At 71.3% G+C, this 25133-nt stretch carries 25 protein-coding genes and 3 tRNA genes; 19 read left to right on the forward strand and 9 right to left on the reverse strand.

The genetic code is table 11. The annotated features are described in order from the left end of the window. Positions 1-7 precede the first annotated feature (7 nt). From KV097_RS01555 to KV097_RS01565, 3 genes are all read right to left on the reverse strand, one after another. Positions 8-1087 carry a 2-oxoacid:ferredoxin oxidoreductase subunit beta gene (locus tag KV097_RS01555; RefSeq protein WP_220342115.1) on the reverse strand — a complete coding sequence of 360 codons (1080 nt, stop codon included), beginning with the start codon at positions 1085-1087 and terminating at the stop codon, positions 8-10. Beyond that, on the reverse strand, positions 1084-2967 hold the full coding sequence (locus KV097_RS01560) for a 2-oxoacid:acceptor oxidoreductase subunit alpha (protein ID WP_255559057.1): 1884 nt from the start codon (positions 2965-2967) through the stop codon (positions 1084-1086). The genes KV097_RS01555 and KV097_RS01560 overlap by 4 nt, the downstream gene beginning before the upstream one ends. A 221-nt stretch (positions 2968-3188) precedes the next feature. After that, complete coding sequence (locus KV097_RS01565; RefSeq protein ID WP_220364926.1) at positions 3189-4772, reverse strand: M20/M25/M40 family metallo-hydrolase; 1584 nt, start codon at positions 4770-4772, stop codon at positions 3189-3191. Positions 4773-4914: 142 nt separating this feature from the next. Here KV097_RS01565 and KV097_RS01570 point away from each other — a divergent pair, with 142 nt between their 5' ends. Then, the gene (locus tag KV097_RS01570) at positions 4915-5535 is read left to right on the forward strand and encodes an HAD family phosphatase (RefSeq protein ID WP_220345347.1); all 621 of its coding nucleotides are present in this window, start codon (positions 4915-4917) and stop codon (positions 5533-5535) included. Between the two features lie 25 nt (positions 5536-5560). Here the strand turns inward: KV097_RS01570 and KV097_RS01575 are convergent, their stop codons facing one another. Next, positions 5561-6064, reverse strand: coding sequence for a hypothetical protein (locus tag KV097_RS01575; RefSeq protein ID WP_220345346.1), 504 nt, complete (start codon positions 6062-6064; stop codon positions 5561-5563). A gap of 66 nt (positions 6065-6130) precedes the next feature. Beyond that, complete coding sequence (locus KV097_RS01580) at positions 6131-8128, reverse strand: S8 family serine peptidase (protein ID WP_220364927.1); 1998 nt, start codon at positions 8126-8128, stop codon at positions 6131-6133. A 123-nt stretch (positions 8129-8251) separates the two neighbouring features. Here KV097_RS01580 and KV097_RS01585 point away from each other — a divergent pair, with 123 nt between their 5' ends. The 12 genes from KV097_RS01585 to KV097_RS01640 all read left to right on the forward strand — a co-directional run bounded on the left by KV097_RS01585 (position 8252) and on the right by KV097_RS01640 (position 18780). Continuing rightward, positions 8252-8626, forward strand: a complete 375-nt coding sequence (locus KV097_RS01585) for an NADH-quinone oxidoreductase subunit A (protein ID WP_220342110.1) — start codon at positions 8252-8254, stop codon at positions 8624-8626. A 62-nt stretch (positions 8627-8688) separates the two neighbouring features. Next, a complete protein-coding gene (locus KV097_RS01590) occupies positions 8689-9252 on the forward strand; it encodes an NADH-quinone oxidoreductase subunit B (protein WP_220342537.1) in 564 nt (187 codons plus the stop codon). A 6-nt stretch (positions 9253-9258) separates the two neighbouring features. Continuing rightward, positions 9259-10020, forward strand: a complete 762-nt coding sequence (locus KV097_RS01595) for an NADH-quinone oxidoreductase subunit C (protein WP_220342109.1) — start codon at positions 9259-9261, stop codon at positions 10018-10020. After that, on the forward strand, positions 10013-10966 hold the full coding sequence (gene nuoH, locus KV097_RS01600) for an NADH-quinone oxidoreductase subunit NuoH (protein WP_220364928.1): 954 nt from the start codon (positions 10013-10015) through the stop codon (positions 10964-10966). The genes KV097_RS01595 and nuoH overlap by 8 nt, the downstream gene beginning before the upstream one ends. After that, on the forward strand, positions 10963-11544 hold the full coding sequence (locus tag KV097_RS19870; protein ID WP_220342107.1) for an NADH-quinone oxidoreductase subunit I: 582 nt from the start codon (positions 10963-10965) through the stop codon (positions 11542-11544). The genes nuoH and KV097_RS19870 overlap by 4 nt, the downstream gene beginning before the upstream one ends. Further along, entirely contained in the window at positions 11541-12044 is a 504-nt protein-coding gene (locus KV097_RS01610) for an NADH-quinone oxidoreductase subunit J (RefSeq protein WP_220345344.1), read from the forward strand. The genes KV097_RS19870 and KV097_RS01610 overlap by 4 nt, the downstream gene beginning before the upstream one ends. Then, positions 12044-12376, forward strand: coding sequence for an NADH-quinone oxidoreductase subunit NuoK (gene nuoK / locus KV097_RS01615; RefSeq protein ID WP_220345343.1), 333 nt, complete (start codon positions 12044-12046; stop codon positions 12374-12376). Before KV097_RS01610 ends, nuoK begins: the two co-directional genes overlap by 1 nt. Next, positions 12373-14151 (forward strand): proton-conducting transporter membrane subunit, encoded by a 1779-nt coding sequence (locus KV097_RS01620; protein ID WP_220364929.1) that lies wholly within the window; start codon positions 12373-12375, stop codon positions 14149-14151. Before nuoK ends, KV097_RS01620 begins: the two co-directional genes overlap by 4 nt. Further along, complete coding sequence (locus KV097_RS01625) at positions 14148-15662, forward strand: NuoM family protein (protein ID WP_220342103.1); 1515 nt, start codon at positions 14148-14150, stop codon at positions 15660-15662. Before KV097_RS01620 ends, KV097_RS01625 begins: the two co-directional genes overlap by 4 nt. Next, positions 15659-17092: an NADH-quinone oxidoreductase subunit N gene (locus KV097_RS01630; RefSeq protein WP_220342102.1), complete on the forward strand. Its 1434-nt coding sequence runs from the start codon at positions 15659-15661 to the stop codon at positions 17090-17092. Before KV097_RS01625 ends, KV097_RS01630 begins: the two co-directional genes overlap by 4 nt. A 99-nt stretch (positions 17093-17191) precedes the next feature. After that, the gene (locus KV097_RS01635) at positions 17192-17602 is read left to right on the forward strand and encodes a YciI family protein (protein ID WP_220342101.1); all 411 of its coding nucleotides are present in this window, start codon (positions 17192-17194) and stop codon (positions 17600-17602) included. Between the two features lie 29 nt (positions 17603-17631). Next, positions 17632-18780 carry an RNA polymerase sigma factor gene (locus KV097_RS01640; protein ID WP_220364930.1) on the forward strand — a complete coding sequence of 383 codons (1149 nt, stop codon included), beginning with the start codon at positions 17632-17634 and terminating at the stop codon, positions 18778-18780. Here the strand turns inward: KV097_RS01640 and KV097_RS01645 are convergent. Further along, entirely contained in the window at positions 18767-19261 is a 495-nt protein-coding gene (locus tag KV097_RS01645) for a YajQ family cyclic di-GMP-binding protein (protein ID WP_220342100.1), read from the reverse strand. The two genes, KV097_RS01640 and KV097_RS01645, sit on opposite strands and share 14 nt — an antisense overlap. A 97-nt stretch (positions 19262-19358) precedes the next feature. Between KV097_RS01645 and KV097_RS01650 the strand changes: the two genes are divergently transcribed. Next, a tRNA-Tyr gene (locus KV097_RS01650) sits at positions 19359-19440 on the forward strand. 81 nt (positions 19441-19521) lie between these two features. Here KV097_RS01650 and KV097_RS01655 read toward each other — a convergent pair. Next, positions 19522-20367: a LysR family transcriptional regulator gene (locus tag KV097_RS01655; protein ID WP_220364931.1), complete on the reverse strand. Its 846-nt coding sequence runs from the start codon at positions 20365-20367 to the stop codon at positions 19522-19524. A gap of 103 nt (positions 20368-20470) precedes the next feature. Between KV097_RS01655 and KV097_RS01660 the strand changes: the two genes are divergently transcribed. Next, positions 20471-21208 carry an SDR family NAD(P)-dependent oxidoreductase gene (locus tag KV097_RS01660; RefSeq protein ID WP_220364932.1) on the forward strand — a complete coding sequence of 246 codons (738 nt, stop codon included), beginning with the start codon at positions 20471-20473 and terminating at the stop codon, positions 21206-21208. 10 nt (positions 21209-21218) lie between these two features. Here KV097_RS01660 and KV097_RS01665 read toward each other — a convergent pair whose 3' ends face one another. Next, positions 21219-22400, reverse strand: coding sequence for a serine hydrolase (locus tag KV097_RS01665; protein ID WP_220364933.1), 1182 nt, complete (start codon positions 22398-22400; stop codon positions 21219-21221). 134 nt (positions 22401-22534) lie between these two features. On the opposite strand from KV097_RS01665, the gene KV097_RS01670 reads away from it, so the two are divergent. The 4 genes from KV097_RS01670 (at position 22535) to KV097_RS01685 (ending at position 24071) form a co-directional block, all read left to right on the forward strand. Then, a tRNA-Thr gene (locus KV097_RS01670) sits at positions 22535-22607 on the forward strand. Between the two features lie 54 nt (positions 22608-22661). Beyond that, positions 22662-22735 (forward strand) — tRNA-Met (locus KV097_RS01675). Positions 22736-22780: 45 nt separating this feature from the next. Beyond that, positions 22781-22951: a 50S ribosomal protein L33 gene (gene rpmG / locus KV097_RS01680; protein WP_139088538.1), complete on the forward strand. Its 171-nt coding sequence runs from the start codon at positions 22781-22783 to the stop codon at positions 22949-22951. 88 nt (positions 22952-23039) lie between these two features. After that, positions 23040-24071, forward strand: coding sequence for a UDP-N-acetylmuramate dehydrogenase (locus KV097_RS01685; RefSeq protein ID WP_220342096.1), 1032 nt, complete (start codon positions 23040-23042; stop codon positions 24069-24071). Positions 24072-24102: 31 nt separating this feature from the next. Here the strand turns inward: KV097_RS01685 and KV097_RS01690 are convergent, their stop codons facing one another. Beyond that, a complete protein-coding gene (locus KV097_RS01690) occupies positions 24103-25131 on the reverse strand; it encodes an adenosine deaminase (RefSeq protein WP_308289303.1) in 1029 nt (342 codons plus the stop codon). Positions 25132-25133 lie beyond the last annotated feature (2 nt).

The following is a 25133-nucleotide window of genomic DNA, read 5'->3' on the forward strand; positions in this document are numbered from 1 at the left end:
CGGCAGGTTACGTTCCGATCGTCCAGGTGTCGTTGCCGGTCAGCAGCTGCTGCAGGTCACCCGGTCCCGACGACTCGACCGCGGTCTGCAGCTGCTGACGGGCGCGGTCGTCGTAGGTTGCGCGCTCGACCTGCCGGAAGATCCCGACCGGTGCTCGGTCGAGGTGGCCGCCGTCGGTGAGCCGGCTGATCGCGAACGCGAGGGTCGGGTCGTCGGCGTGGGCGTCGTGGACGAGCAGCTGGTCACGGTTGGCGTCGGTGACCTCGACCGCCGAGATGACGCCGGTGGCGGGATCGCGGACGAGCCCGTGCTCACCGTTCGGACCGTAGACGACCGGCTGGCCGTGGACCAGGGGGATGACCGCGTGGTCACGCGTCTCGGGGTCCTTGATCGTGTCGAACGCCCCGTCGTTGAAGATCGGGCAGTTCTGGTAGATCTCGACCAGCGACGTCCCGCGGTGCGCAGCGGCCTCGCGGAGCACGCCCGTCAGGTGGTTGCGGTCGGTGTCGATCGTCCGCGCCACGAACGTCGCCTCCGCGCCGAGCGCCAGGGAGATCGGGTTGAACGGGTTGTCGAGGGAGCCCATCGGCGTGGACTTGGTGACCTTGCCGATCTCCGACGTCGGGGAGTACTGGCCCTTCGTGAGGCCGTAGATCCGGTTGTTGAACAGCAGGATCGTCATGTTGACGTTGCGGCGCAGCGCGTGGATGAGGTGGTTGCCGCCGATCGACAGCGCGTCGCCGTCGCCGGTGACGACCCACACCGAGAGGTCGGAGCGGGCGGTCGCCAGCCCGGTGGCGATCGCGGGCGCCCGGCCGTGGATCGAGTGGAGGCCGTAGGTGTCGAGGTAGTACGGGAAGCGCGACGAGCAGCCGATGCCGGAGACGAAGACGATGTTCTCGCGCTTCAGTCCGAGGTCGGGGAGGAAGCCCTGGACGGCCTTGAGCACGGCGTAGTCGCCGCAGCCGGGGCACCAGCGCACCTCCTGGTCGGAGGTGAACTCCTTGCCGGTCTGCCGCGCCTCGGCAGCCGGCATCCCGGCGAGTCCGTCGCGGGCGAGGATCGGGGCGGGAAGGTCGATGCTCATCGGTGGTTCTCCAGGCGGTGGGTGTCGATGCTCTTGACGGCCTGCGCGATGACCTCCGCCAGCTCGTCGGAGCCGAACGGCATGCCGGTCACCTTGTCGTAGCCCCTGACGTCGACCAGGAACTCGGCGCGCAGGAGCAGCGCGAGCTGGCCGAGGTTCATCTCGGGCACGATCACGTGGTCGTAGGAGCGCAGGATCTCGCCGAGGTTGCGCGGGAACGGGTTGACGTGGCGGAGGTGGGTGTGGGCGACGTCGATGCCCTGAGCGCGCGCCGAGCGGACGCCGGCGCCGATGGGCCCGTACGTCGAGCCCCAGCCGAGGACGAGGACCCGCGCCTCGCCCGACGGGTCGTCGACGACGAGGTCCGGGATCGAGTCGGCGACGCGCGCCACCTTGGCCGCACGGTTGCGCACCATGCGGTCGTGGTTGGCGGGGTCGTAGGAGATGTTGCCGGTGCCGTCGGCCTTCTCGATGCCGCCGACACGGTGCTCGAGACCCGCGACACCCGGAGGCGCCCACGACGGGGCGTGGGTCTCGGGATCGCGGGCGTAGGGCAGGAACTCCTCGCCCTCGGGCGGCACGGTGGCGAAGGCCGGCTCGATCCGGGGGAGGGTGTCGACGTCGGGGATCATCCACGGCTCGGAGCCGTTGGCCAGGTAGCCGTCGGACAGCAGCATCACCGGCGTGCGGTAGGTCACGGCGATCCGTGCGGCCTCGAGCGCGGCGTCGAAGCAGTCGGCTGCCGACTGCGGCGCGATGACCGGGAGCGGCGCCTCGCCGTTGCGGCCGAACATCGCCTGCAGCAGGTCGGACTGCTCGGTCTTGGTCGGCAGACCGGTCGACGGTCCGCCCCGCTGGACGTCGACGATGACCAGCGGGAGCTCGAGCATCACCGCGAGGCCGATGGTCTCGGACTTGAGCGAGATGCCGGGGCCGGACGTGGTCGTGACGCCGAGCGCGCCGCCGAAGGAGGCGCCGAGCGCGGCGCCGATCCCGGCGATCTCGTCCTCGGCCTGGAACGTCGTGACGCCGAAGCCCTTGTGCTTGCTCAGCTCGTGCAGGATGTCGGACGCGGGCGTGATGGGGTAGGCGCCGAGGAAGACGGGCAGTCCGGAGCGCTGACCCGCGGCGACGATGCCGTACGCCAGTGCGGTGTTGCCCGTGATGTTGCGGTAGCGGCCGCTGTCCATCCGCGCCGGGGCGATCTCGTACGAGACCGCGAACGCCTCGGTCGTCTCACCGAAGTACCAGCCGGCCTTGAAGGCGGCGACGTTGGCGTCGCGGATCGCGGGCTTGGCCGCGAACTTGGTCTCGAGGTACGCCAGCGTCGAGTCGGTCGGGCGGCCGTACATCCAGGAGACCAGGCCGAGCGCGAACATGTTCTTGGAGCGCGCTGCGTCCTTGCGTCCGAGCCCGAAGCCGGCGACGGCGCCGACGGTCATGCCGGTGAGGTCCAGCGCGTGCACCTGGTAGTCGGCGAGGCTGTCGTCGTCGAGCGGCGAGACCTCGTAGCCGGCCTTGGCCAGGTTGCGCTTGGTGAAGTCGTGGCTGTCGACGATGACGATGCCACCGGGGCGCAGCGCGTCGATGTTGGCCGCGAGCGCTGCGGGGTTCATCGCGACCAGGACGTCCGGCCGGTCGCCGGGGGTGAGGATGTCGTGGTCGGCGAAGTGGACCTGGAACGAGCTGACGCCCGGCAGCGTGCCCTGAGGTGCGCGGATCTCCGCGGGGAAGTTCGGGAGGGTGGAGAGATCGTTGCCGAAGGCCGCGGTCTCCTGGGTGAACCGGTCACCCGTCAGCTGCATCCCGTCGCCGGAGTCTCCTGCGAACCGGATGACCACCCGGTCCAGCTTTTCGACCCGCTTGCTCTCGCTCGCCAAGGCCCGGCCCTTCTGTGCGTCGTCTCTGAGGTGGTGCCCCCGGTGAGCAGGTTAGCCACACCTGCCAGAGTAAGGGGAGGGAATCTGGAACACCGTTCCAGGTCAGATCCCGGGCATGTCTACCGGGGTCCGTCCACTGTGCCACGCGCGCGACGGAGCCGGTCTGGACGCAGCACTGCCCGGGACCGCGAGGCCCCGGGCAGTGCAGTGCAGTGCGTCGCCTACCGCGCGAAGCGGTTCTTGAACGCGTCCTTGCTCTTGCCTGCGCCGTGCGACTTCCCGGGCTTGCGGACCCCGTTGACCGTCGAGGTGTCGAACGCGAACGTGATCGTCGCCGCGGCGAGCGCGTCGGCGTTCACGTCGAGCGCGTACTCGTTGACGTTGCCGACCAGCGTGTAGTCCTCCTCGAGCTGGTCGTACAGCGCCTCGTCCCGGCCGTCGCCCCGGAGGTTGTCGCAGGCGGCGTGGTAGCACGGGTCGTACGACGCGCCGGCGACGCCGCCGTACAGCTCGGCCTCCGCCAGGGTCTTCACCCCCTCCGCCCCGGTGAACAGGCCGCCCGCCGGGATGCCGACCGCGATGAACGGGCCGTAGTCGGACCGCCCGGAGAACTCCGTGTCCTGCGAGGGGATGCCGCGGTCTGCGTAGAACTTCTCGAACACGTCCTCGATCTGCGCCGAGCCCTCCGGGATGAAGCCGGGGGCGGCGGTGCCGCCGGAGTTGTCGCCGTCGTAGATGCCGAACATGTAGTTCGGGGAGCCGATCATGTCGAAGTTCAGGTAGAGCGCGATGTCGTCGGCCTCGGCGGCGGTGAGGCTCTCGACGTAGTGCTCGGACCCCAGCAGACCGGACTCCTCAGCTCCCCACCACGCGAAGCGCACGGTGTTGCTGGGCTTGACCTTCTGCATCTGGATCGCGGTCTCGAGCAGGGCAGCGCTGCCGGTGCCGTTGTCGTTGATCCCGGCACCTGCCTGGACGCCGTCGAGGTGGGCGCCCACCATCACCGTGTTGTCGTCGTCGCCCTGCTTGGTCTCGGCGACGACGTTGTAGGTCGTCCGCTCCTCGGACAGGTAGTCGACGGTGACGGTCACGGTGGCGCCAGGCGTCGCCGCGAGATCCTCGCCGGCGGCCGACGTCGCGAAGACTGCGGGGATCGTCAGGCCGGTCGCGTCACCGATCATGCCGACCAGGCCGGTACGGCCCGGCTGGCCCTCGTTCATCACCACGACGCCGGCCGCGCCGGCCGCCTGGGCGTTGAGGACCTTCACGGTGAACCCGCACGTGCCGCGCTGCACCAGGGCGATGCCGCCCTCGGGGAAGTCGGCGAAGTCGCTCGCCTCGCAACCACTCGTGTTGCTGTTCGGCGGGAGGTCCGCCGACGGCACCACGACGCCGACAGGGACCAGCGGGCCGGTCGCGGTGCCTTCGGGCGTGCCGGTGTCGAAGCTGTTGCGGAGGAAATCCCTCTCGTCGACGAACGTCCGCGGGTCCGGGCTCACCCTGGCCAGCTCCGAGTTCTCCTCGCTGTAGTCGAAGGTGAACTCCTGGACGACAGGGTCGTAGCCGGCGCCTTCGAGCTGGGAGACGACGTAGTCCACCGAGGCGTCGTAGCCCGGGCGGCCAGAGGCCCGGTCTCCGTACTCGTCGGCGATGTCCTGCAAGGCCTCGAGGTGATCGAGGACGCCTTCGACAGTGACGGCCTTGGTGAGCTTCTTGACCGAGTTGTTGTTGGGGACGGCGTTCGCCGGAGCTGTGCCGGCGAGGCCGAGCGCCGCGATCGCGACCGCGGCGCCGATGGTCCTCATTGACTTTCGTGACACTGGACGAGCCTCCTCGTTGAGTGCCCGGCCCCCCTCTGCCCGAGATGTGCCGAACGACCCGACCCTAGGGGGCATCGGCGCCCGGCCGCCACCCTCGTTGTGGGGCACGGCTCGTTAGCGTGGACGCATGGCAGCTGATCCTGTGGTCTTCGACATCGGCAATGTCCTCGTCCGCTGGGACCCGGTCCCCGCGGTGGCCGCGAGCGTGGGGGACGAGCGCGCGATGGCCTTCCTCGGTGATCCCGAGTTCGACTTCCTGGCGTGGAACCACCTCCAGGACGAGGGCCGTCCGTGGGAGGAGGCGGAGCGGGTCGCGCGCGGAGCGTTCCCGCACTACGCCGACGAGATCACCGCCTATCGCGTGAACTTCGAGGCTTCCCTCGTCGGCGAGATCGAGGGGTCCGTCGCGATCGTGCAGGAGCTCCGCGACGCCGGGGTGCCGCTGGTCGCTCTGACGAACTGGTCGGCGGAGCTCTTCGGCCATGCACGAGCGCGCTTCGAGGTGCTCGAGGCCTTCGACGACATCGTCGTGTCCGGCGAGGAGGGCTGCGCGAAGCCGGACCCTCGGATCTTCGAGGTCCTGGCCGAGCGGCTCGGCCGCCCTCTCGACGGGGTCGTCTTCACCGACGACTCACCGCGCAACATCCTCGCCGCCGGGGTCGCTGGGATGGACGCCATCCCGTTCACCACTCCCGAGGACCTTCGTGGCGAGCTGGTCGACCGAGGCTTGCCGCTCGCCCGCGCCTGAGCCCTGCCGTCCGACGGCGCCGTCCTCACGCGCCCGGCGCCGAGTCCCGGGCCGTGGTGTCGCGGGCGGCGATCATCGCCGTGACCTCGACGAGCGCCTCGTGCAGGCCGGTCCCGTAGTCGTCCTCGGGGAGCACGTCGATCCGGGCCGAGGCCGACTCCGCGTGCTCGGCCGCCTCGTCGAAGCGGCCGAGCCGGCGCAGCACGTCGGCGAGGTTGAGGTGCAAGGAGGGGAAGAACCCGGCGATCGTCAGCGACGCGTGATGGGCCTTCGCCCGCTCGTCGCTCGTCTCGCGCGCTGCGGCGAGCGCACGCAGGTCCCAGACCAGCTCCTCCTCCGCGTCGGCGGTGACGTCGGCGAGGAAGTGCGCGACGACGCACCGGTGGAACGAGTCACCGTCCTCTCCCAGCTCGTCCCACACCTCCCGCAGCGCGGCCCGCGCTCCGTCTCGGTCGTCGCGCTGACCGAGCGACATCGCCACCGCGATGCGCTGCATGATGGGGTCCGGCGTCGTGCTCTGCTCACTCATGGCCCGAGCGTAGGAGAGGGCGGGGACACTGGTCGTGTCCCCGCCCTCTCTGCCGGCCGGTGCCTGCTAGCGGACCCGCAGCGTGACCGGCCGGGACTTCGCCCGCTTGAAGGCCGGGTGTGCCGCGACGTACGTGGCGGTGATCGCGTGCTTGCCGCGCTTGAGCTTCTTCGGCGAGAGCTTGAGCACCGCCTTGCCGTTCTTCACCTTCACGGCCTTGATCTTCTTGGTGCCGTCTCGGAAGACGACCTTGCCTCGGACGGAGCCCGCGGCGACCGAGACCCGGGCCACGAGCCTCGAGCCGGTACGGCCGTACCGCGTCTTCTTCGGCGTGGCCTTCAGGCGTACGGCGGTCGCGATCTTCGGGACGCGAAAGCCGTTGGAGCTGCGCCAGAGGGCTGGGGAGCCGGCGCCCTTGCGGCCCGCGACCTGCGACTGGATCAGCGCCCCGCCGTCGGCCGGCCTGATCCGGTACGACGTGCCGTAGGCGCCGGGGATGGCGCGGCCGTTGCGCACCCAGCGATAGCTGTAGGCGGTCGGGGCGCTGGTCCAGGTGCCGCGTGTCGTCGTGAGGGTCTGGCCGAGAGCCGCCCTGCCGCTCGCCACCGGCGCCGCCGTCGCCAACGAGAGACGGGAGACGTCCAGGATGCCGCGCCCGCACCTGGACGGCGCGCAGTTGGCTCGACCGTTGGAGAGCTGCGGGAAGGGCTTGACCGCCCACCGCAGCGCGCCCTCGATCGTCGAGGCGGGATAGGAGCCGTGCGACGCGATCAGTGCGGCGGCGGCGGACACTGCAGGTGCCGCCATGCTCGTGCCCGACTGCTCAGCCCATCCCGGGCGGGCAGGCCCCTTGGCGCCGGTGTTGACCGTGGAGAGGATGGAGTCGCCCTTGACGAGGTCGCCGCCGGGGGCGGAGAGGTCGAGGGAGGGGCCGTAGTTGGGGTAGGGGACCCACGCGGTCTGGACGAACCCGCCGGCCGCCTGACCGAGCCGGTTCGTCGCGCCCACCGTGACGACGCCGGGACAGTTCGCCGGCGTGAAGAGCCGCGCGTTCATGGAGTCGTTGCCGGCCGCCACGACGACGACGGTGCCCCGGGTCCGTGCACCGGCGATCGCCTTGCGGAGGGCGGTCGGGCAGAAGTCGGCACGTCCGGACAGCGACAGGTTGAGCACCTTCGCGGGAGTCCGGTTGCGCGGCAGCTTGGGAATCGTGCCGCCCGAGCCCCACGTGATCGCGGCGGCGATGTCGGAGGTGGCGCCCCCGCAGCGCCCGAGGATGCGCAGGTGCTGGATGCGGACTCCCGGTGCGTTGCCCGCGACTCCTGTGCGGTTGTTGGCACGGGCGCCGATGATGCCGGCCACGTGCGTGCCGTGCCACGAGCTCGGGGAGGCGGCGCCACACCCCTCGGTCCCCGTGACCCAGTCGCCCTCGTCGCGAGGGTTGGAGTCCCGGCCGTGCCCGTCGCGGGCGATCTGCTTCGAGGAGATGAAGTCCATCCCCGAGACCATCTTGCCGTCGAGATCGGGGTGCTTGCTCTGGCCGGTGTCGACCACCCCCACGACGACCCGGCCGGTCGTGACCGGCCATGCGGTGTAGGCCTGCGACCCGTACGCCTCATGGATGCCCCACTGCTTGTTCCAGTCGGTGTCGTTGAGGGCTGGCGGAGCGGCCGTGGTCACCAGGACGTCGGGCTCGACAGACGCGACACCGGGGAGGTCCTCGAGCTCGGTGGCCGCCTCCTGCGCCGCAGCGAGGCTCACCGGCTCGGAGAACGCCAGCGAGTCCACGCCCTCGGCGACCGGCGTGGTGGTCCCGGACGTGTCCGGGCCCTCTGCCTCGACGGCCGCGCGGGAGACCGTCGCCGACGGACGTGCGCCGTCGGCGTAGGTGATGATCAGGCCCGCCGCGCGCGGGCGTGCAGCCTCGCGCACCGCCGGAGGCGCGGTCTCGGATGCGGCGTCCCGCGCGCCGAGATCCGGGGGTGCGGCGACCGCCGGAGCGACGGTGCCGAGGACGAGGCTCGCGCACGCGACCAGGCCGAGCGGCCGGAGGAGGGGTGACATGCGCCCCAGTGTGACGGGTGGGCGGCTCGCTCTCTCCCGCGGTCCGGAGGTCGGTCACGGACACACCCGGTGAGCCGTCGCGCTCCGCACGCAGGCCGGCGGCGACCCCCTAGACTCAGGCGCATGTCCGACTACCCCGACTACCTGGTGACGTACGCGTCGGTCGCCGCGATCATCGGGGTCGGCGTGGCTCTGGCCGCAGGCATGCTCGGGGCCAACCGGCTGTTCCGTCCCGCGCTGCCCGATCCGGCCAAGCTGCTGACGTACGAGTCCGGCGTGGACCCCGTCGGCACCGGGTGGGCGCAGAGCAACGTGCGCTACTACGTCTACGCGTTCCTCTACGTCATCTTCGCCGTCGACGCGGTGTTCCTCTTCCCGTGGGCGGTCGTGTTCGCGTCCATCGGGTGGGCGGCCGCGGTGGAGATGGCGGTGTTCCTCGGCTTCATCGCCGTCGGCCTCGTCTATGCATGGCGCACGGGGGTGCTGTCGTGGACGTGACCAAGGGTGCGGTCGACCTCGGCGTCCCTACGTTGCAGAGCCCTACTCTGCAGAGCCCGTCCATGGAGAGGCTGGGCGAGGTCGACCTCGGCGTCGGATCCGCGCTGGCGCCTCGGCCCGTGCGCTATCTGCTCAACTGGGGGCGTCGCTACTCGCTGTGGGTCTTCAACTTCGGGCTGGCGTGCTGCGCGATCGAGTTCATCGCGGCGTCGATGGCCCGTCACGACTTCATCCGCCTCGGAGTCATCCCCTTCGCCCCCGGTCCCCGGCAGGCCGACCTCATGGTCGTCTCGGGCACGGTGACCGACAAGATGGCGCCGGCGATCGAGCGGCTCTACGCGCAGATGCCCGACCCCAAGTACGTCATCTCCTTCGGGTCGTGCGCCAACTCCGGCGGCCCCTACTGGGACTCGTACTGCGTCACCAAGGGCGTCGACCAGATCATCCCGGTCGACGTGTACGTCCCCGGCTGTCCGCCGCGGCCGGAGGCCCTCCTCCAGGGGATCGTCACCCTTCAGGACAAGATCGCCGGCGAAGACCTCGCGCAGCGCTACGGCCGGACAGGACTGCGCCGCTCGCTCTCGTCGCTGCTGCGGCCGCCGGTCACGCCTGAGCAGGACGGCTAGTCGCCGATGACCTGGACCTCCGACGTGCTCGACCTCGGCCGGGTGATCGGCGGTGACCGCGTCACCGCCACCGAGGAGCTCGGGGGGCTCGCGCTGACCGTCCCCTCGGGGTGGTGGCGATCGATCGTGCTCGCGCTGCGAGACCGCGCGGGGTGCCACTACTTCGACTGGCTCAGCGCGGTCGACGAGGCGGGTGGCCCGAGCCCGTACGCGGACGAGCCCGAGCTCGCCGGCGGCCTGCGGGTGGTGTGCCACCTGGTGGCGCTGTCGCCCGGTGTCGGCCGCACGGCGGTGAGGGACGTCCTGGTCCAGACCACCGTGCCGCGCGCGGACCCGGTCCTCGACTCCCTGGTCGGCGCGTACGCCGGTGCCGCCTGGCACGAGCGCGAGACCCACGAGATGTTCGGCATCGACTTCCGTGACGGTGTCGCCCTCGAGACGCTCCTGCTGCCTGACGCCTTCGAGGGCCACCCGTTGCGCAAGGAGTTCGTGCTCGCCTCCCGGGTGGTCAAGCCGTGGCCGGGCGCGAAGGAGCCCGGCGAGTCCGACCACGACGTGTCGGCGGCCGAGTCGTCGCCAGGGCGTCGCCGGACCCGTCCTCCCGGTGTGCCGGACCCCGAGCAGTGGGGGCCGAGGCCGCCGGGCACCCCGACGCCCGATCCCCTCGCTCACGCGACCGCAGGCCCGGCGGCCGGTGCTTCCCGCCCACGCCGCTCCCGCCGAGCGACACCTCCGCCGGCGGCCGAGGACGGGGGCACCGATGGCTGAGGTCCTCGACGTGGCGCTGCGGTGCGTGGTCGTGCTCGCTGCATTCCTCGTGCTCCCGCTGGCGGTCGGGCAGCTCGAGCACAAGACGATGGCGCACATGCAGTCGCGGGTCGGACCGATGTACGCCGGTGGCTTCCACGGATGGGCCCAGCTGGTCGCCGACGGTGTGAAGTTCGTCCAGAAGGAGGCGGTGACCCCGAGCGCCGCGGACCGACCGGTGTTCGCGCTGGCACCCGGTGTCGCGCTCGTCCCGTACCTGGTGGTGCTGTTCGTGATCCCGCTCGGGCCGAGCGCGGTGGGGGCCGACCTCGACCTGGGCCTCTTCTTCGCCCTCGCGGTGATGAGCATCGGCGTGCTCGGCACCCTCATGGGCGGCTGGGCGAGCGCCAACAAGTACTCCCTGCTCGGTGGGCTCCGGACCGCCTCCCAGCTGATGAGCTATGAGCTCCCGATGGTGCTCGCGGCGGTGTCGGCGGCGATGATGGCCGGCTCCCTGTCGCTCGTCGGCATCGCCCAGGCCTGGGAGTGGTCCTGGCTGCTGTGGCAGTTGCCGGCTCTGGTGGTCTTCGTCGTCGCAGGGCTCGCCGAGCTCCAGCGGCCGCCGTTCGACATGCCGATCGCCGACGCGGAGCTCGTCCTCGGGCCCTACACCGAGTACGGAGGCATGCGGTTCGCGATGTTCCTGCTCGCCGAGTACGCCGGGATCGTCGTGCTCTCCGCGCTCACGGCGACCCTGTTCCTCGGCGGGTGGCGAGGACCGTCCTCGGACGAGCTCGGCTGGTTGTGGGTCCTTCTCAAGACGATGGTGGTGGCATTCCTCGTGGTGTGGTTCCGGGTCGCGTGGCCGCGGATGCGTGAGGACCAGCTCAATGCGCTGGCGTGGAAGATCCTGGTCCCGCTCGCCCTCGGGCAGCTCGCTCTGACGACGGTGGTGGTCCTGGCATGAGCGGCGTGCGACGTGCGGTGACGGGGAGCGGCCTCGTGCGGGGCCTGAGGGTGACGTGGCACAACCTGACCCGACGGGCGGTCACCCAGCAGTACCCCGACGTGCTCCCTGCCCTGCCGCCCCGCAGCCGAGGGGTGATCGCGCTGCAGGAGGAGAACTGCACCTCGTGCATGCTCTGCGCCCGCGAGTGCCCGGCGTGGTGCATCTACATCGACTCGCACAAAGAGACGGCGCCTCCGGTCAACGAGGGCGGGCGTGAGCGCTCGTTCAACGTGCTCGACCGGTTCGACATCGACTACTCGCTCTGCATGTACTGCGGCATCTGCGTCGAGGTCTGCCCCTTCGACGCGCTGCACTGGTCGCCCGAGTTCGAGTACGCCGAGCTCGACATCCGTGACCTGACGCACGACAAGGAGCGGCTGCGCGAGTGGATGTGGACCGTCCCGCCGCCGCAGCCGCTCGACCCTGCGGCGGAGCAGCCCAAGGAGATCGGTGTGGCGGAGAAGGCGGCCCACCGTGAGGCCGCGAGGCTCGAGGCGGACAAGGTGGCAGAGCGCGAAGCCGAGCCTGGCGCATGACCGCGGTGACGGTGGTGTTCGCCGCCCTGGGCGTGGTGACCCTCGTGTCGGCGTTCCTCGTGGTCACCAGCGACCAGATCGTGCACGCGGCGCTGTGGCTCGTGGTGACCCTCGGGGCGATCGCCGGCCTCTACATCCTGCTGGCGGCCGAGCTGGTCGCCTGGGTGCAGGTGCTGATCTACATCGGCTCGGTGGTCGTGCTTCTGCTGTTCGCCCTGATGCTCACGCGGGCGCCCTCAGGTCCGGGCTCGGCGACGGCGACCCGCAACCAGCCGCTGGCCGCCGTGGTCGCGGGGGCGGTCACGGTCGGGCTCGGAGCCGTCGTGTGGGCGGGCTTCGGCGGTGAGGTGATCGACGAGGACGAGATCCGGATCGGCACGGCCGAGCGGCTCGGCGACGCCCTCTTCCGGACCTGGGTGCTTCCGTTCGAGGTGCTGTCGGTGGTGCTCCTCGCCGCGCTCGTCGGCGCGATCGTGCTGACGCGCAAGGGGGCGCGCTGATGTCGCTGATGCTGCCCCTGACCGTCTCCTGCGGTCTCTTCGGTCTCGGGATCTATGCCGTCCTCGCCCGGCGGCACGCCGTCATGGTCCTGCTCGGGGTGGAGCTGATGCTCAACGCGGTCAGCCTCAACCTCGTGGCGTTCGACACCTGGTGGGCCGACACGCTGCACACGGGACAGTCGCTGACCCTCTTCGTGATCGCGCTGGCCGCCGCCGAGATCGGTCTTGGGCTGGCGATCGTCCTCGCGCTCTTCCGGGCGGTCGGCAACGCCGACATCGACGCTCAGGAGCCACCGGCCAGCATGCTCGCCGAGGGCGGTGACGAGCTGTGACCCGTCGCTACTCGTCGTCGGCGGTCGCGATCACTGCGGTTCTCGCGCTCTGCGCCGCGATCGTGGCATTCCCGCGTCTGGGTGACCGCACCGGACCGTACGGCTCGCCGGCCGGCGAGCGGACGACCCTGGTCGACGGCGGTGACCTGCTCGGAGTTTCGGTGACGTTCTACGTCGACCACCTGAGCGCCGTGATGCTGCTGCTCGCGGCCGGGGTCGGCCTGATGGTGCAGGTCTACTCGTTGGCCTATCTCGCCGGAGACCCCCGCTACCGCTCGTACACGACGATCATCCAGCTGTTCCTCGTTGCCATGGCGACCGTGGTGGTCGCCGACAACCTGTGGCTGCTCCTCGTCGGGTGGGAGGTGATGGGCCTCTGCTCGTACCTGCTGATCAGCCACCACTGGGAGCTCGCGCCCGCCCGGGCCGGTGCGGTGAAGGCGTTCCTGCTCACCCGCGTCGGCGACCTCGGTCTGCTGGTCGGCATCTTCGCGATCGGGCACACCTTCGGCACGTACGAGATCAGCGAGGTCCTCGCAGCGATGGCGTCGTCGGACGCCCCTGCGGGCCTGACCGCGATCGGACTCCTGATCGTCGTCGCCGTGGTCGGCAAGTCGGCCCAGTTCCCGCTGCACACGTGGTTGGCCGACGCGATGCCGGGCCCGACGCCGATCAGCGCGCTCATCCATGCCGCGACCATGGTCGCGGCCGGTGTCTTCCTCGTCGCCCGGCTGTACCCGGTGATGGCGGAGTCGGCGGTGACGATGACGGTCCTCGCGGTGGTCGCCTGCGTCACGATGCTCCTCGCCGCGCTGCTGGCGCTGACCTCGGGCGACCTCAAGCGGGTGCTCGCGTGGTCGACGGTGAGCCAGCTGGCCTACATGTTCGCCGCCCTCGCCGTCGGCGGCTACGACGCCGGCATCGACCACCTGCTGTCCCACGGCGCGTTCAAGGCGCTGCTCTTCCTCGTCGCGGGCTCGGTGGCCCACGTGATCGGCTCGACGGCGCTGCGCGACATGGGCGGACTGCGCGGGGCCATGCCGTGGACGTTCGCCACGGGGACGATCGGCTTCGCCGCGCTCGCCGGCGTCGTGCCGACGGTCGGGTTCTTCAGCAAGGACGCCGTGCTCGAGTCGGCCTGGCACGCCGTGGGCCACGAGTCTCCGGTGTCGGCGGGGGTCGCGGCCGTGGTGCTGGCGGTCGGGCTGGTGACGGCGGCGGTGACGGTCGTGTACGCCTTCCGCGCCTGGTGGATGACGTTCATGGGAGGCGACGGCGCGACGGTCACCGGCGCTGGGGCCACCGGCGCTGGGGCGGCCCGCGCGCAAGCACTCCGGGAGGCGCCGCCCCTCATGGTCGGGCCTCTGGTGCTCCTCGCGGCGGCGACGCTGCTGCTGAGTCTCGCGATGCCGTTCGACCTGCTCATGGGTCTCGTGACCACGCTGGTCGTCGCGGGGGCAGGGTGGCTCGCGTACCAGGCGCTCGCCGCGGGGCGCGACCCTGCCGACCTGCTCGGACCGGCCAGGCCGGCGTTCACGCGAGAGCTCGGGTGGGACGTCGGCTACGACGGTGCGGGGGTCGCCGCTCGAGAGGCGGGCGACCTGGTCGTGGCCACCGACCGTGACGTCATCGGCTTCTACCCGCGGGCCGTGGCCTGGCTGAGCGTGCAGCTCTCCCGCGTCTTGACCCGGAGCCAGACGGGCAACGCGCAGATCTACGTCACCGTGCTCGCCGTCGGCGTGCTCCTCGCGACCCTGCTGGTGGTGGTCCGATGAACGGCCTGGTGGTCGCCCTCGCCGTCCCCGCGGTCGCGGCCCTCCTGCTGGTCGTCGCGCGGAGCCTGGTCACCGACCTGGTCGCCGCCCGCGTCGGCACCGCCACGTCGCTGGTCGTCGCGGTGCTGCTCCTCGTGACCTGGATCGGCCACGACGGCGACGGCTACGCCGCCGAGATCGACCTCGTCTGGGTCCGTGCGCTGGGGATCCACCTGCACCTCGGGATGGACGGCATCTCGTTCCCTCTCCTGCTGATGACGGCGTTGATCTCGGCGCTGGTGTGCTGGGCGCTGGTCGACCACCCGCCGGCGGGGGACAACGCGACACCCGGTCTGGTCGGCCTGGTGATGGTGGTGCTGACGGCGGCCGTCGGCGTCTTCGCGGCGCTCGACCTCCTGCTGTTCTTCGTGTTCTTCGAGCTCGCGCTGATCCCGATGTGGTTCGTCATCGCCCGCTGGGGCGACCCGCACGACCCGGTCGGGCGCCGGACCGCGGCGACGCGGTTCCTCCTCTACACGGTCGTCGGCTCCGCGTTCATGCTCGTCGGCTTCGTGACCGTCTGGGCGCTGACCGGCACCCTGCAGATCCCGGAGCTGGCCGAGCGGGGCGACGTCCTCGACGGCGGGTGGGCGCTGTTCGCCGCCTGCACGATCGCGCTGGGGCTCGCGGTCAAGACGCCGATCTGGCCGCTGCACCTGTGGCTGCCCGACGCCCACGCCAAGGCGCCGACCGTGGGCTCGGTCCTCCTGGCGGCCGTCTTCCTCAAGCTCGGGACGTACGGGCTGCTGCGTGTCCTCGTCTCCGTCCTGCCCGGACCCGCGCGCGACCTGGCGCCGTGGCTGGGCGCTCTCGGGGTCGTCGGCATCGTCGTCGCCGCCCTCGCCTGCCTGCGCCAGACCGACCTCAAGCGGCTGATCGCCTATTCCAGCGTCGGGCACATGGGCTTCGTGGTCCTCGGCATCGCGACGCTGACCGAGATCGGCGTCGCCGCCGCGGTGTTCGCGAGCGTGGCGCACGGGCTCGTGACCGGGCTGCTGTTCTTCAACGCCGGATCCCTCAAGCGGCGCTTCGGGACGGCGGAGATCGCGGTGCTCGGGCGCGGCCTGTACGCCCGGATGCCGGCGCTTGCGGTGGTCCTGGGCTTCGCCTGCTTCGCCAGCCTCGGTCTCCCCGGTCTCGCCGGGTTCTGGGGAGAGATGATGGCGCTGCGCGGGGCGTACGAGGCCTCCGCCGGTGCCGGTGATGCCGGGCTGGGGCCGGCACTGGCGGCCGTCCTCCTCGTCGGCGCGCTGCTCGGCGTCCTGCTCACCTCCGCCTACTTCCTACGGATAGTCCGCCGTACGCTCCAGGGCGTGCCGACGCCGCACGAGCACGACCTCGACCTCGACGGGTCCGAGCGGGGGATCGCGGCGGTCCTGGTGGTGGCGGTGCTGCTGCTCGGGCTCGCGCCCGGGATCGTGATGGGTGTCGTCGAGCCGAGCATCCCGGCCATCCTGGGAGGCGCCCGATGACCGGCTCACAGCTCATCGACTGGTCGTCGGCGGGAGTGCCGCTGCTGGTCGCCGCCGGGGCGATCGTGGCGCTGGTCGTCGATGCGTTCTGGCCGGGCGGCCGATGGCGACGCGCCGGGACGATCGCCGTGGCGTCGCTGGCCGCGGCCGGCTCGTGGTTGGCGTCGACCGGGTCGACGGGGCCGATCGTCGCCGGGTTCTCGTGGGTGATCCTGCTGTCCGCCCTTGCGGTCGTGGTCCTCGCGCAGGTCCTGGAGGACGACGCCACGATGCCGGCGGGCGAGTCGGTCTTCCTCATGCTCTGTGCGACGGCGGGGGCGCTGACCCTGGCGTCGGCGAGCGATTTCGTCACGCTCGTCGTGGCGCTGGAGCTCCTCTCTCTCCCGTCGATCGCGCTGGTCGCCATGCAGCGCGACCGGCGTGAGGCGGTCTCCTCGGCCTGGACGTTCTTCCTCGCGTCGGCCACCGCGACCGCGGTGACGCTCATGGGGCTGTCGCTGCTCTACGGGCTCACCGGCACGCTCACCTACGAGGGCGTGCTGGTCGGTCTCCAGGCCGAGCGCGCACCGCTGCGGGTCGTCACCGCCGTCGTGGTCCTGGTGCTGATCGGCCTGGTGTTCAAGGTCGGCGCCGTTCCCTTCCACCTGTGGATCCCCGACGCCTACCGGGGCGCGACGGTGCCGGTGGCGGCGTTCCTCTCGGTGGTGTCCAAGGGTGGCGCGCTCGCCGGCCTGCTCGTGGTGCTCGCCTATCCGTTCGTGGCTCTCCAACCGCGGTGGGACGTCTTCATCGCCGTCGTGGCGGCGCTGTCGATGACGGTCGGCAACCTCGGCGCGCTCGCGCAGCGCGACATCGTCGGGATGCTGGCGTGGTCGTCCGTCGCGCAGGGCGGGTTCGTCCTCGCCCCGCTGGTCGCGGTCGCCGTCGGCTCGGACCTCGTGCTCACGGCCCCGCTTCGCTACCTCGCGGTCTACGCCGTCGCCAACCTCACCGTCTTCGCCGTCGCGGCGGTCGGCGTACGCCGGCTCGGCGGCACCTCGTACGCCCACTACACCGGGGTCGCCCGGCGTGATCCTCTTCTCGGGGTGGCCCTGCTGATGGGCCTGCTCGCGCTGGCGGGCTTCCCGCCGGCGGTGATCGGGCTGGTCGCCAAGTACGTCGTGCTCCAGCCGGTGATCGTGAGCGGGTACGGGTGGCTGGCCGCGGTCATGGCCGTCAACGTCGCGTTGGGGCTCGTCTACTACCTCCGGCTGGCCGTGGTCGCGTTCGCGCCGGCGAGCCGGGTGCTGCGGAGCGAGGTCGCCGCGTCCGGCGCCACCGTCCGCGAAGGTCGGGGGACGGCGATCGCGTACGCCGTGGTGGTGGTCGGCGTCGTCGCGCTCGTCGCCACCTCCGTCGCTCCGACGCTGCTTCTCGGCCCGCTTCCCTGACCCGGTCTCGGTGATCATGTCGAGAAGCGCGCGCCGGCTCCGTCCCTGGAGTGACGGCAGCGAGAACGCTGCCGCGGTTGAATGGACAAGGAGACGACGATGGCGAAGTACCTGCTGCTCAAGCACTACCGGGGCGGACCGAAGCCGGAGCACGAGTTCGCGCCCATGGACCAGTGGACGCCGGACGAGGTGTCGGCGCACGTCGCGTTCATGGAGCACGTGGCCGACACGCTCGGTGAGCGTGGCGAGTACGTCGACGGTCAGGCGCTGTCGCCCGAGGGCACGTTCGTCCGCCACGACGGAGAGGGACGTCCGCCGGTGACCGACGGACCGTTCGCCGAGAGCAAGGACCTCATCGCCGGCTGGATGGTCATCGACGTCGATTCGGTCGAGCGGGCTCACGAGGCAGCAGCCTTCCTCTCGTCGGCCCCGGGTCCCCGCGGGGAGCCGATCAACGAGTGGATCGAGGTCCGGCCCTTCCTCGAGATGCCCCCCATGGTCACCGACTGAGCACGCCGCGGCTCATCGGACGGCATGTCGTGGACCGGCTTCTTCGGGACCTGATGCCGCAGGTGCTCGGTGTCCTCCTCCGCCGCGGCGCTGACTTCGCGTCGGGGGAGGACGCGGTGCAGGAGGCGATGATCGAGGCCGTACGCCGCTGGCCGGGGGAGTGGCCCGATGACCCGCGCGGCTGGCTGGTGACCGTCGCGTGGCGCAAGTATCTCGACACGGCCCGAGCGGCGTCGGCACGGCGCGCGCGGGAGGAGCGGGTGGTCGACCACCGGCCGCCGGGGCCGACCGAGCAGACCGACGACACGCTGCGCCTGCTCTTCCTCTGCTGCCATCCGTCACTCTCGCCGGCCTCCGCGGTGGCGCTCACCCTGCGGGCGGTCGGCGGGCTCACCACGCGGCAGATCGCCGAGGCGTACCTCGTGCCCGAGGCGACGATGGCGCAGCGGATCAGCCGGGCCAAGCGGACGGTCGCCAAGGAGGGAGTCGGGCCCAGAGGTGACCTGCGCGCCGTGCTGAAGGTCCTCTACCTGATCTTCAACGAGGGCTACACCGGCGCGGTGGACCTGGCTGCCGAGGCGATCCGGCTCACGAGGATGCTGGCGCGGGCGACCGACGACCCGGAGGTGGCCGGCCTGCTCGCGCTGATGCTGCTGCACCATGCGCGTCGCGACGCGCGGTGGGCCGTGGACGGCTCGATCGTGCCGCTCGCCGAGCAGGACCGCTCGCGGTGGGACACGCGGCGGATCGCCGAAGGGGTCGACATCCTCCAGACCGCCCTCGCCCGTCAGCAGGTCGGCGAGTACCAGGCGCAGGCGGCGATCGCCGCGCTCCACTGCGACGCCGCGGCCGCCGACGAGACCGACTGGCCCCAGATCCTCCAGTGGTACGACGAGCTCCTCGAGCACACCACCTCACCGGTGGTCGCGATGAACCGCGCGGTCGCCGTCGGGGAGGTCCAGGGCCCCGCCGAGGGACTCCGCGCGCTGGATCCCGTGCCCGCCGAGGTTCCTCGGCGAGCGGCGGTGGCGGCCTGGCTGCACGAGCGCGCCGGAGACCGTACGGCCGCGGCGAGGCTCTACGCGGAGGCTGCGGCGGCCTCGACGAACGTGCCGGAGCGCGACCACCTGACCAGGCAGGCTGCCAGGCTCCGGCACGAGCCGCCTAGCGGTAGTTGACGAACTGCACGGCGAAGTCGAGGTCGGCGCCCTTGACCAGCGCGATGACCTCCTGGAGGTCGTCGCGCTTCTTGCTCGTGACGCGGAGCTCCTCGCCCTGGATCTGCACCTTGACGCCCTTCGGGCCCTCGTCGCGGATCAGCTTGGACACCTTCTTGGCCTGCTCCTGGCTGATGCCCTCGGAGAAGGTGCCGTTGATCACCGACTCCTTGCCGGACTGCTTGGGGTCGCCGGCCTCCAGCGTCTTGAGCGACACGCCTCGCTTGACGAGCTTGTCCTTGAGGACGTCGAGGACGGCGAGGGCGCGCTCGTCGGCGTTCGCCTTGATGACGAGACCTGTCGGCCCGCTCTTCTCGATCGAGGCCCCGGTGTTCTTGAAGTCGTATCGGGTCGCGATCTCGCGCGCGGCCTGGTTGATCGCGTTGTCGATCTCGGCGTGGTCGAGCTTGCTCACGATGTCGAACGACGAGTCCGCGGCCATGGTGATCCTCTCCGTCGGGGTCCCGGTCACCCGGTTTCGGGCGCGCAGGAGTGCTGCGTTAAAGTCGTGCTGTTGCTCGGACAGAGTAACGAACCCCGGCAGGTTGCCCGAGCGGCCAAAGGGAGCTGACTGTAAATCAGCCGGCATTGCCTACAGAGGTTCGAATCCTCTACCTGCCACCCTCACGGGCACCCAGGCCCCCGCCTCAGGCGGGGGCCTGAGTCGTTCCCGCGCCTCGACATCGGTGGACGACGGGCAGCTCACAGGCGCGCCGCCGCGCGCACCAGGCCCGCCACGCCCGATGATGTGCTGTGAGGCGGCCACGCGATGACGGTCGTGACCTGAGGGGCGTCCGAGACCGGGACGACAGCCAGTCCGTCGTGGAGACCGGCGGTGGCCGACTCGGGCAGCATGATCGCGGTGCGGCCCAGCCGCACCAGCTGCAGAACCTGCGTCAGGTCGCGGAGCTCAGGGCCGGGACCGGCGGGGTAGGTGCCGCGGAGATCGGGCCAGCGCGGCAGCGGGAGGTCGGCGATGGAGCCGGCCTCGGCGACGGTCATGGAGTCCTGGGCGCTCGTGGGGTGGCCGGCCGGCAGGACGAGCACCTGCTCCTCGACCGTGAGCGTGTCCACGTCGAACCCGCTCACGTCGTCGAACGGTCGGTGCAGGATCGCGACATCGGCGCGCCCGTCGCGCAGCATGAGGCTTTGATGCCCCGGTGGGCTCAGCACCACGTCGACGTCGACGGCACCGGGCTCGGCGGCGTAGGCATCGAGCAGCTTGGCCATCAGCTCGCTCGACGCGCCTGCCTTGGCGGTGAGCACCACCGGGGCCCGGCCGTTCGCCTCGACGGTTCGGCGGGTGCGTCGCTCCGCTGCCTCGACGGCTGCCAGCGCGGCCCGGCCCTCGAGCAGCAGGGTCTCCCCGGCGCTCGTGAGGGTCACCCCGCGCGGCGTACGGACGAAGAGGTCGGCGCCCAGGCGTCGCTCGAGCTGGGCGATCGCGCGCGACAGCGGCGGCTGCGCCATCCCGAGGCGGGTGGCCGCCCGACCGACGTGCGACTCCTCGGCGACGGCGATGAAGTAGCGAAGCTCACGGGTTTCCACCTCGTCGAGATTACGCGGCTCACCAGGCGTCATACCGCGGCAGTATCGGCCCCGACCGGATCGGTCTTGGATATCGACGACGTCGCGAGCACACGATCGAGGCATGCCAGAGAACAGCAACGAGAACAAGAGAACAGCGCTGGTCACCGGCGCCAACAAGGGGATCGGCTACGAGATCGCCGCGGGTCTGGCCCGCCTCGGGTTCCGCGTCGGCGTCGGCGCACGGGACGCGGTCCGGCGCGCCGACGCCGTGGACAAGCTTCGGGCTGACGGGCTCGACGTGTTCGGCGTCCCCCTCGACGTGACCGACGATGTCAGCGTCGCGGCCGCGGCTGCGCAGCTTGAAGCGCGAGGTGGGCTCGACGTACTCGTCAACAACGCCGCCATCACCGGGGGCATGCCGCAGGATCCCAGCAAGGTCAGCGCCGAGCAGGTGCTGTCGGTGGTCGACACCAACGTGGTCGGCGTCATCCGGGTCACCAACGCGGTGCTGCCGATGCTGCGTCGGGCGACGTCGCCACGCATCGTCAACGTGTCGAGCACGGTCGGCTCCCTCACTCTGCAGACCGCGCAAGCCGCCGCGGTCGGCCCGGTCTCGGCGGTCTACTCGCCGACCAAGTCCTACCTCAACGCCGTGACGGTCCAGTACGCCAAGGAGCTCGCCGGCACCGGGATCCTGGTCAACGCGGGGTGCCCGGGCTTCGTCGCGACCGACCTCAACGGCCACCAGGGGACCCGTACGCCCGAGCAGGGTGCGGCGGTCTTCCTCGCGCTGGCGACGCTGCCCGACAGTGGCCCGACCGGCACCTTCCGTGACGAGGACGGCATCCAGCCCTGGTGAGGCGGACGCCTCAGCGCAGGGCGGCGAGCACGTCGGAGGTGAACGCGCCGGGCGTCAGCGCGTCCGGGTCCTGCGGTGCGGCTCCCATCCGTACGGCGACGATCCGCTCGGACGGGACGACGGCCACGACCTGCTTGCCGAGCCCGAGCGCCCAGAAGGCGTCGGCGGGTGCTCCCGGAGCCAGGCGCCCACCCTTGCGGGTCGCCGCCCCTCCCTGGCGGTCCGCGCCGGGATCGGTGGCCGTCAGCGCACCGAGCACGGGTCCCTTGCGGTTGACCCACCACAGCAGCCCGTACGCCGCGTTGAGCGGCGAGGAGGACCTGCCCGTCGCCTGCCCCATGTAGTCCTCCGAGACCACCTGGGTCGCGCCCCACCGGCCGTCGCGCATCGTCAGGAGCCCGAGGCGGGCGAGGTCCAGGCAGGAGGCGTTCACGCCCGAGAACATGGTGGTGTTGCCCGAGGGATCCTCGCCCCAGAAGGTCCTCGACATCGTGAGCGGGTCGAGCAGCTTCTCTCTCGCGTACGCGGCGGGCTTCGTCCCCGTCGCCTTCGTCAGGACCTCGTCCAGAGTCTGGATCGCCGCGTTGTTGTAGCGCCAGACCCTTCCGGGCCGCGCGTCCTGGGTGAGCCCGATCGCGTACGCCGTCTTGTCGCGGGCCGCGAGCGCCAGCTGCTGGTAGTCGCTCACGAAGTCCCAGTGGCGGCCGGAGACGTTGGCGAGGAGGTCGCGGACCGTCACGCGCGCGGCGGGCGTTCCCTTCCACTCGGAGACGTAGTCCGACGCCCGGTCGTCGAGGTCGAGCAACCCCTCGTCCGCCGCGATCCCGACCAGCAACGACGTGAAGGACTTCGTCACGGAGAACGTGGGCCCCATGGAGTCGGCGGTGCTGTCGCCGAAGTACGCCTCGTGCACGACCTCCCCGTCGCGGGTGACCACGAAGCACGACGTGCCGTCGGCCTCGAGTCGTCGGTCGAGCGCCCGCAGGGCGGCCCCGTCGAAGCCCGCGGCGGCCGCGTCCGTCCGATCCCAGTCGGCGCCAGGGACGGTCGTGCCGCGCGCGGCCGGCGACGGTGAGCTCGTGGTGCGGGTGCCGCTCGTACCCTCGTCCTCGCGTGGGGAGCCGCCGCTCGCCGTGCACGCCGCGAGTGCCAGCGAGGCGGCAACCAGCGCGGCCGTGCGTGCCCGGAACATGCCTCCATCGTCCCAGGCCGCACCAACGTCGACGTGACCGAACTCACGCACCGGGACGACTCAGGTCATGGAGGGGACCCCCGGATTTCGGTTCCGGCGCGCGGCCGTGTATCTTTTCATCCGGTTCGCCGATCGCCCCTTTAGCTCAGTCGGCAGAGCGTCTCCATGGTAAGGAGAAGGTCTACGGTTCGATTCCGTAAAGGGGCTCTGAGTCTCACCCGCTCCCTCCGCTCGGTCCCGGCAGGGTGCGGGCGGACGTATGGCGGGGTAGCTCAGGTGGTTAGAGCACACGGCTCATAATCGTGGTGTCGCGGGTTCGAGTCCCGCCCCCGCTACAGAACAGACGACAGAAGCAGTTCCACCGAAGAAGAGGCAGACTCGTGGCCAGCAAGAGCTCTGACATCCGTCCCAAGATCACCTTGGCGTGCACCGAGTGCAAGCGACGCAACTACATCACCAAGAAGAACCGTCGCAACGATCCCGATCGCCTCGACCTCAAGAAGTTCTGCCCGCACGAGCGTCGTCACACGGTCCACCGCGAGACCCGCTGACCTTCGCCTGCGACGTCGCACGTCACACACTCCACTGGGGTCCCGCCTTCTCGGCGCGGACCCCGGTGTCATGTTGGGAGCCCCCTCGATGCGTGACCTGAACGTCCTCGCCCCACTGACGACGCTGCGGATCGGTGGGCCGGCCCGCGACATCGTCGAGGTGACCAGCGTCGACGATCTCGTCGACACCGTGCACGACCTCGACGAGGCCGGCGAGCCCGTCCTGCTGCTCGGCGGCGGGAGCAACGTCGTGGTCGCCGACGAGGGCTTCGACGGCACGGTCGTGCTCGTGCGCACCCAGGGCCTGGAGGCCGACGTCGACCCCTGCAGCGGAGCGACCTTGACCGTCGCGGCCGGTGAGGTGTGGGACGACTTCGTGGCCCACGCGGTCGCCGAGGAGTGGGTCGGTGTCGAGACGCTCTCCGGCATCCCCGGAAGGGTCGGCGCGACACCGATCCAGAACGTCGGCGCGTACGGGCAGGAGGTCTCGCAGACCATCGCCCGGGTCCGGACGTACGACCGCGTCGAGCAGCGGGTCGTCACCTGCGCGGCCGACGACTGCGGCTTCGGCTACCGCACGAGCCGCTTCAAGCAGGACCCTCACCGCTTCGTCGTCCTCGACGTGACCTTCCAGCTCCGTCTGGGGTCGTTGGCCGGACCGGTGCGGTACGCGGAGCTGGCTCGGGCCCTCGGCGTCGAGGTGGGCGAGCGGGTGCCGCTGCGCGACGTCCGCGAGGCCGTCCTCGCGCTGCGCGCCGCCAAGGGCATGGTGCTCGATCCCGACGACCACGACACGTGGAGCGCCGGGTCGTTCTTCACCAACCCGGTGCTCTCGGCCGAGGCAGCCGCGTCGTTGCCGGCGGGCGCCCCGCGCTTCGCTCAGCCCGACGGCCAGGTCAAGACCAGCGCCGCGTGGCTGATCGAGCACGCCGGCTTCGGCAAGGGCTACGGCACCACCGCGGCACGCGTCTCGGGCAAGCACACGCTGGCGCTCACCAACCGCGGGGGCGCCACGGGCTACGAGCTGCTGGCGCTGGCTCGCGAGATCCGCGACGGGGTCGAGGACGCGTTCGGCGTCCGCCTCCAGAACGAGCCCGTGCTCGTCGGCGCCGAGCTCTGAGCTGCGCCGGCTCCGGACGCCGCGAACGCCCTCAGGGCTGGTCCGTGGGAGCGGCGAGCCAGGCGTCGATCGCGGCCAGGGCCTGGTCGCGGAGCCCCGCGGGGGCGTACGAGCCCCGCAGCGACATGCGGGCGAGCTCGGCCAGCTCCTCGTCGCTGAAGTCCTGCGCCGCCCGGAGCGCTGCGTACTGACCGGCCAGACGGGATCCGAAGAGCAGCGGGTCGTCGGCGCCGAGAGCGACACCCACACCGGCCTGCATCAGCGTACGCACCGGCACCTCCTCGAAGGTGTCGTAGACGCCGAGAGCAACGTTGGACGACGGGCACACCTCCAGCGTGATGCCCGCCTCGGCCACGGCCGCCAGCACCGCAGGGTCCTCCACGCACCGCACGCCGTGCCCGATCCGGTCGGGGTGGAGGTGTTCCAGCACGGCGGTCACGCTCGCCGCGCCGCGCAGCTCGCCGCCGTGGGGCATGCTGCGCAGTCCTGCGCGCCGCGCGATGGCGAACGCCGGCGCGAACGCCGCGGTGTCGCCCCGACGCTCGTCGTTGGAGAGGCCGAAGCCGACGACGCCGCGTCCCGCGTACTGTCCCGCCAGCCTCGCCAGCGTGCGTGCGTCGAGCGGGTGCCGGGTGCGGTTCGACGCGATGACCACGGCCATCCCGATGCCGTAGGTGGCGCTGGCCTCCTCGACCGAGGCGAGCACGAGGTCGGTGAACGCGGTGATCCCGCCGAAGAGCGTCGCGTAGCCGGAGGGGTCCACCTGGATCTCCGTCCACACCGAGCCCTCGGCCGCGTCGTCCTCGGCGACCTCGTGCACCAGCCGGCGTACGTCGTCGGGGGTCCGCAGCACCGACCGTGCCGTGTCGTACAGGCGCTGGAAGCGGAACCAGCCCTTCTCGTCGGTCGCGCGCAGCCGCGGAGGCCACTCCTCGACCAGCGCGGCCGGGAGGCGTACACCGTCGCGCTCGGCGAGCTCGACCAGCGTCCGGTGGCGCATGGAGCCGGTGAAGTGGAGGTGGAGGTGGGCCTTGGGGAGGCGGTCGATCGAGCGTGGCACGG

Origin of the sequence: Mumia sp. zg.B17 (genome assembly GCF_019550915.1) — a bacterium.
Classification (GTDB): Bacteria; Actinomycetota; Actinomycetes; order Propionibacteriales; family Nocardioidaceae; genus Mumia.

Bases quoted from the DNA above. Each gene is read 5' to 3' on its own strand.
- KV097_RS01555 (WP_220342115.1), bottom strand. From the start codon at position 1,087: ATGAGCATCGACCTTCCCGCCCCGATCCTCGCCCGCGACGGACTCGCC.
- KV097_RS01565 (WP_220364926.1), bottom strand. From the start codon at position 4,772: ATGAGGACCATCGGCGCCGCGGTCGCGATCGCGGCGCTCGGCCTCGCC.
- KV097_RS01570 (WP_220345347.1), top strand. From the start codon at position 4,915: ATGGCAGCTGATCCTGTGGTCTTCGACATCGGCAATGTCCTCGTCCGC.
- KV097_RS01575 (WP_220345346.1), bottom strand. From the start codon at position 6,064: ATGAGTGAGCAGAGCACGACGCCGGACCCCATCATGCAGCGCATCGCG.
- KV097_RS01580 (WP_220364927.1), bottom strand. From the start codon at position 8,128: ATGTCACCCCTCCTCCGGCCGCTCGGCCTGGTCGCGTGCGCGAGCCTC.
- KV097_RS01585 (WP_220342110.1), top strand. From the start codon at position 8,252: ATGTCCGACTACCCCGACTACCTGGTGACGTACGCGTCGGTCGCCGCG.
- KV097_RS01590 (WP_220342537.1), top strand. From the start codon at position 8,689: ATGGAGAGGCTGGGCGAGGTCGACCTCGGCGTCGGATCCGCGCTGGCG.
- KV097_RS01595 (WP_220342109.1), top strand. From the start codon at position 9,259: ATGACCTGGACCTCCGACGTGCTCGACCTCGGCCGGGTGATCGGCGGT.
- nuoH (WP_220364928.1), top strand. From the start codon at position 10,013: ATGGCTGAGGTCCTCGACGTGGCGCTGCGGTGCGTGGTCGTGCTCGCT.
- KV097_RS19870 (WP_220342107.1), top strand. From the start codon at position 10,963: ATGAGCGGCGTGCGACGTGCGGTGACGGGGAGCGGCCTCGTGCGGGGC.
- KV097_RS01610 (WP_220345344.1), top strand. From the start codon at position 11,541: ATGACCGCGGTGACGGTGGTGTTCGCCGCCCTGGGCGTGGTGACCCTC.
- nuoK (WP_220345343.1), top strand. From the start codon at position 12,044: ATGTCGCTGATGCTGCCCCTGACCGTCTCCTGCGGTCTCTTCGGTCTC.
- KV097_RS01625 (WP_220342103.1), top strand. From the start codon at position 14,148: ATGAACGGCCTGGTGGTCGCCCTCGCCGTCCCCGCGGTCGCGGCCCTC.
- KV097_RS01630 (WP_220342102.1), top strand. From the start codon at position 15,659: ATGACCGGCTCACAGCTCATCGACTGGTCGTCGGCGGGAGTGCCGCTG.
- KV097_RS01635 (WP_220342101.1), top strand. From the start codon at position 17,192: ATGGCGAAGTACCTGCTGCTCAAGCACTACCGGGGCGGACCGAAGCCG.
- KV097_RS01645 (WP_220342100.1), bottom strand. From the start codon at position 19,261: ATGGCCGCGGACTCGTCGTTCGACATCGTGAGCAAGCTCGACCACGCC.
- KV097_RS01660 (WP_220364932.1), top strand. From the start codon at position 20,471: ATGCCAGAGAACAGCAACGAGAACAAGAGAACAGCGCTGGTCACCGGC.
- KV097_RS01665 (WP_220364933.1), bottom strand. From the start codon at position 22,400: ATGTTCCGGGCACGCACGGCCGCGCTGGTTGCCGCCTCGCTGGCACTC.
- KV097_RS01685 (WP_220342096.1), top strand. From the start codon at position 23,040: ATGCGTGACCTGAACGTCCTCGCCCCACTGACGACGCTGCGGATCGGT.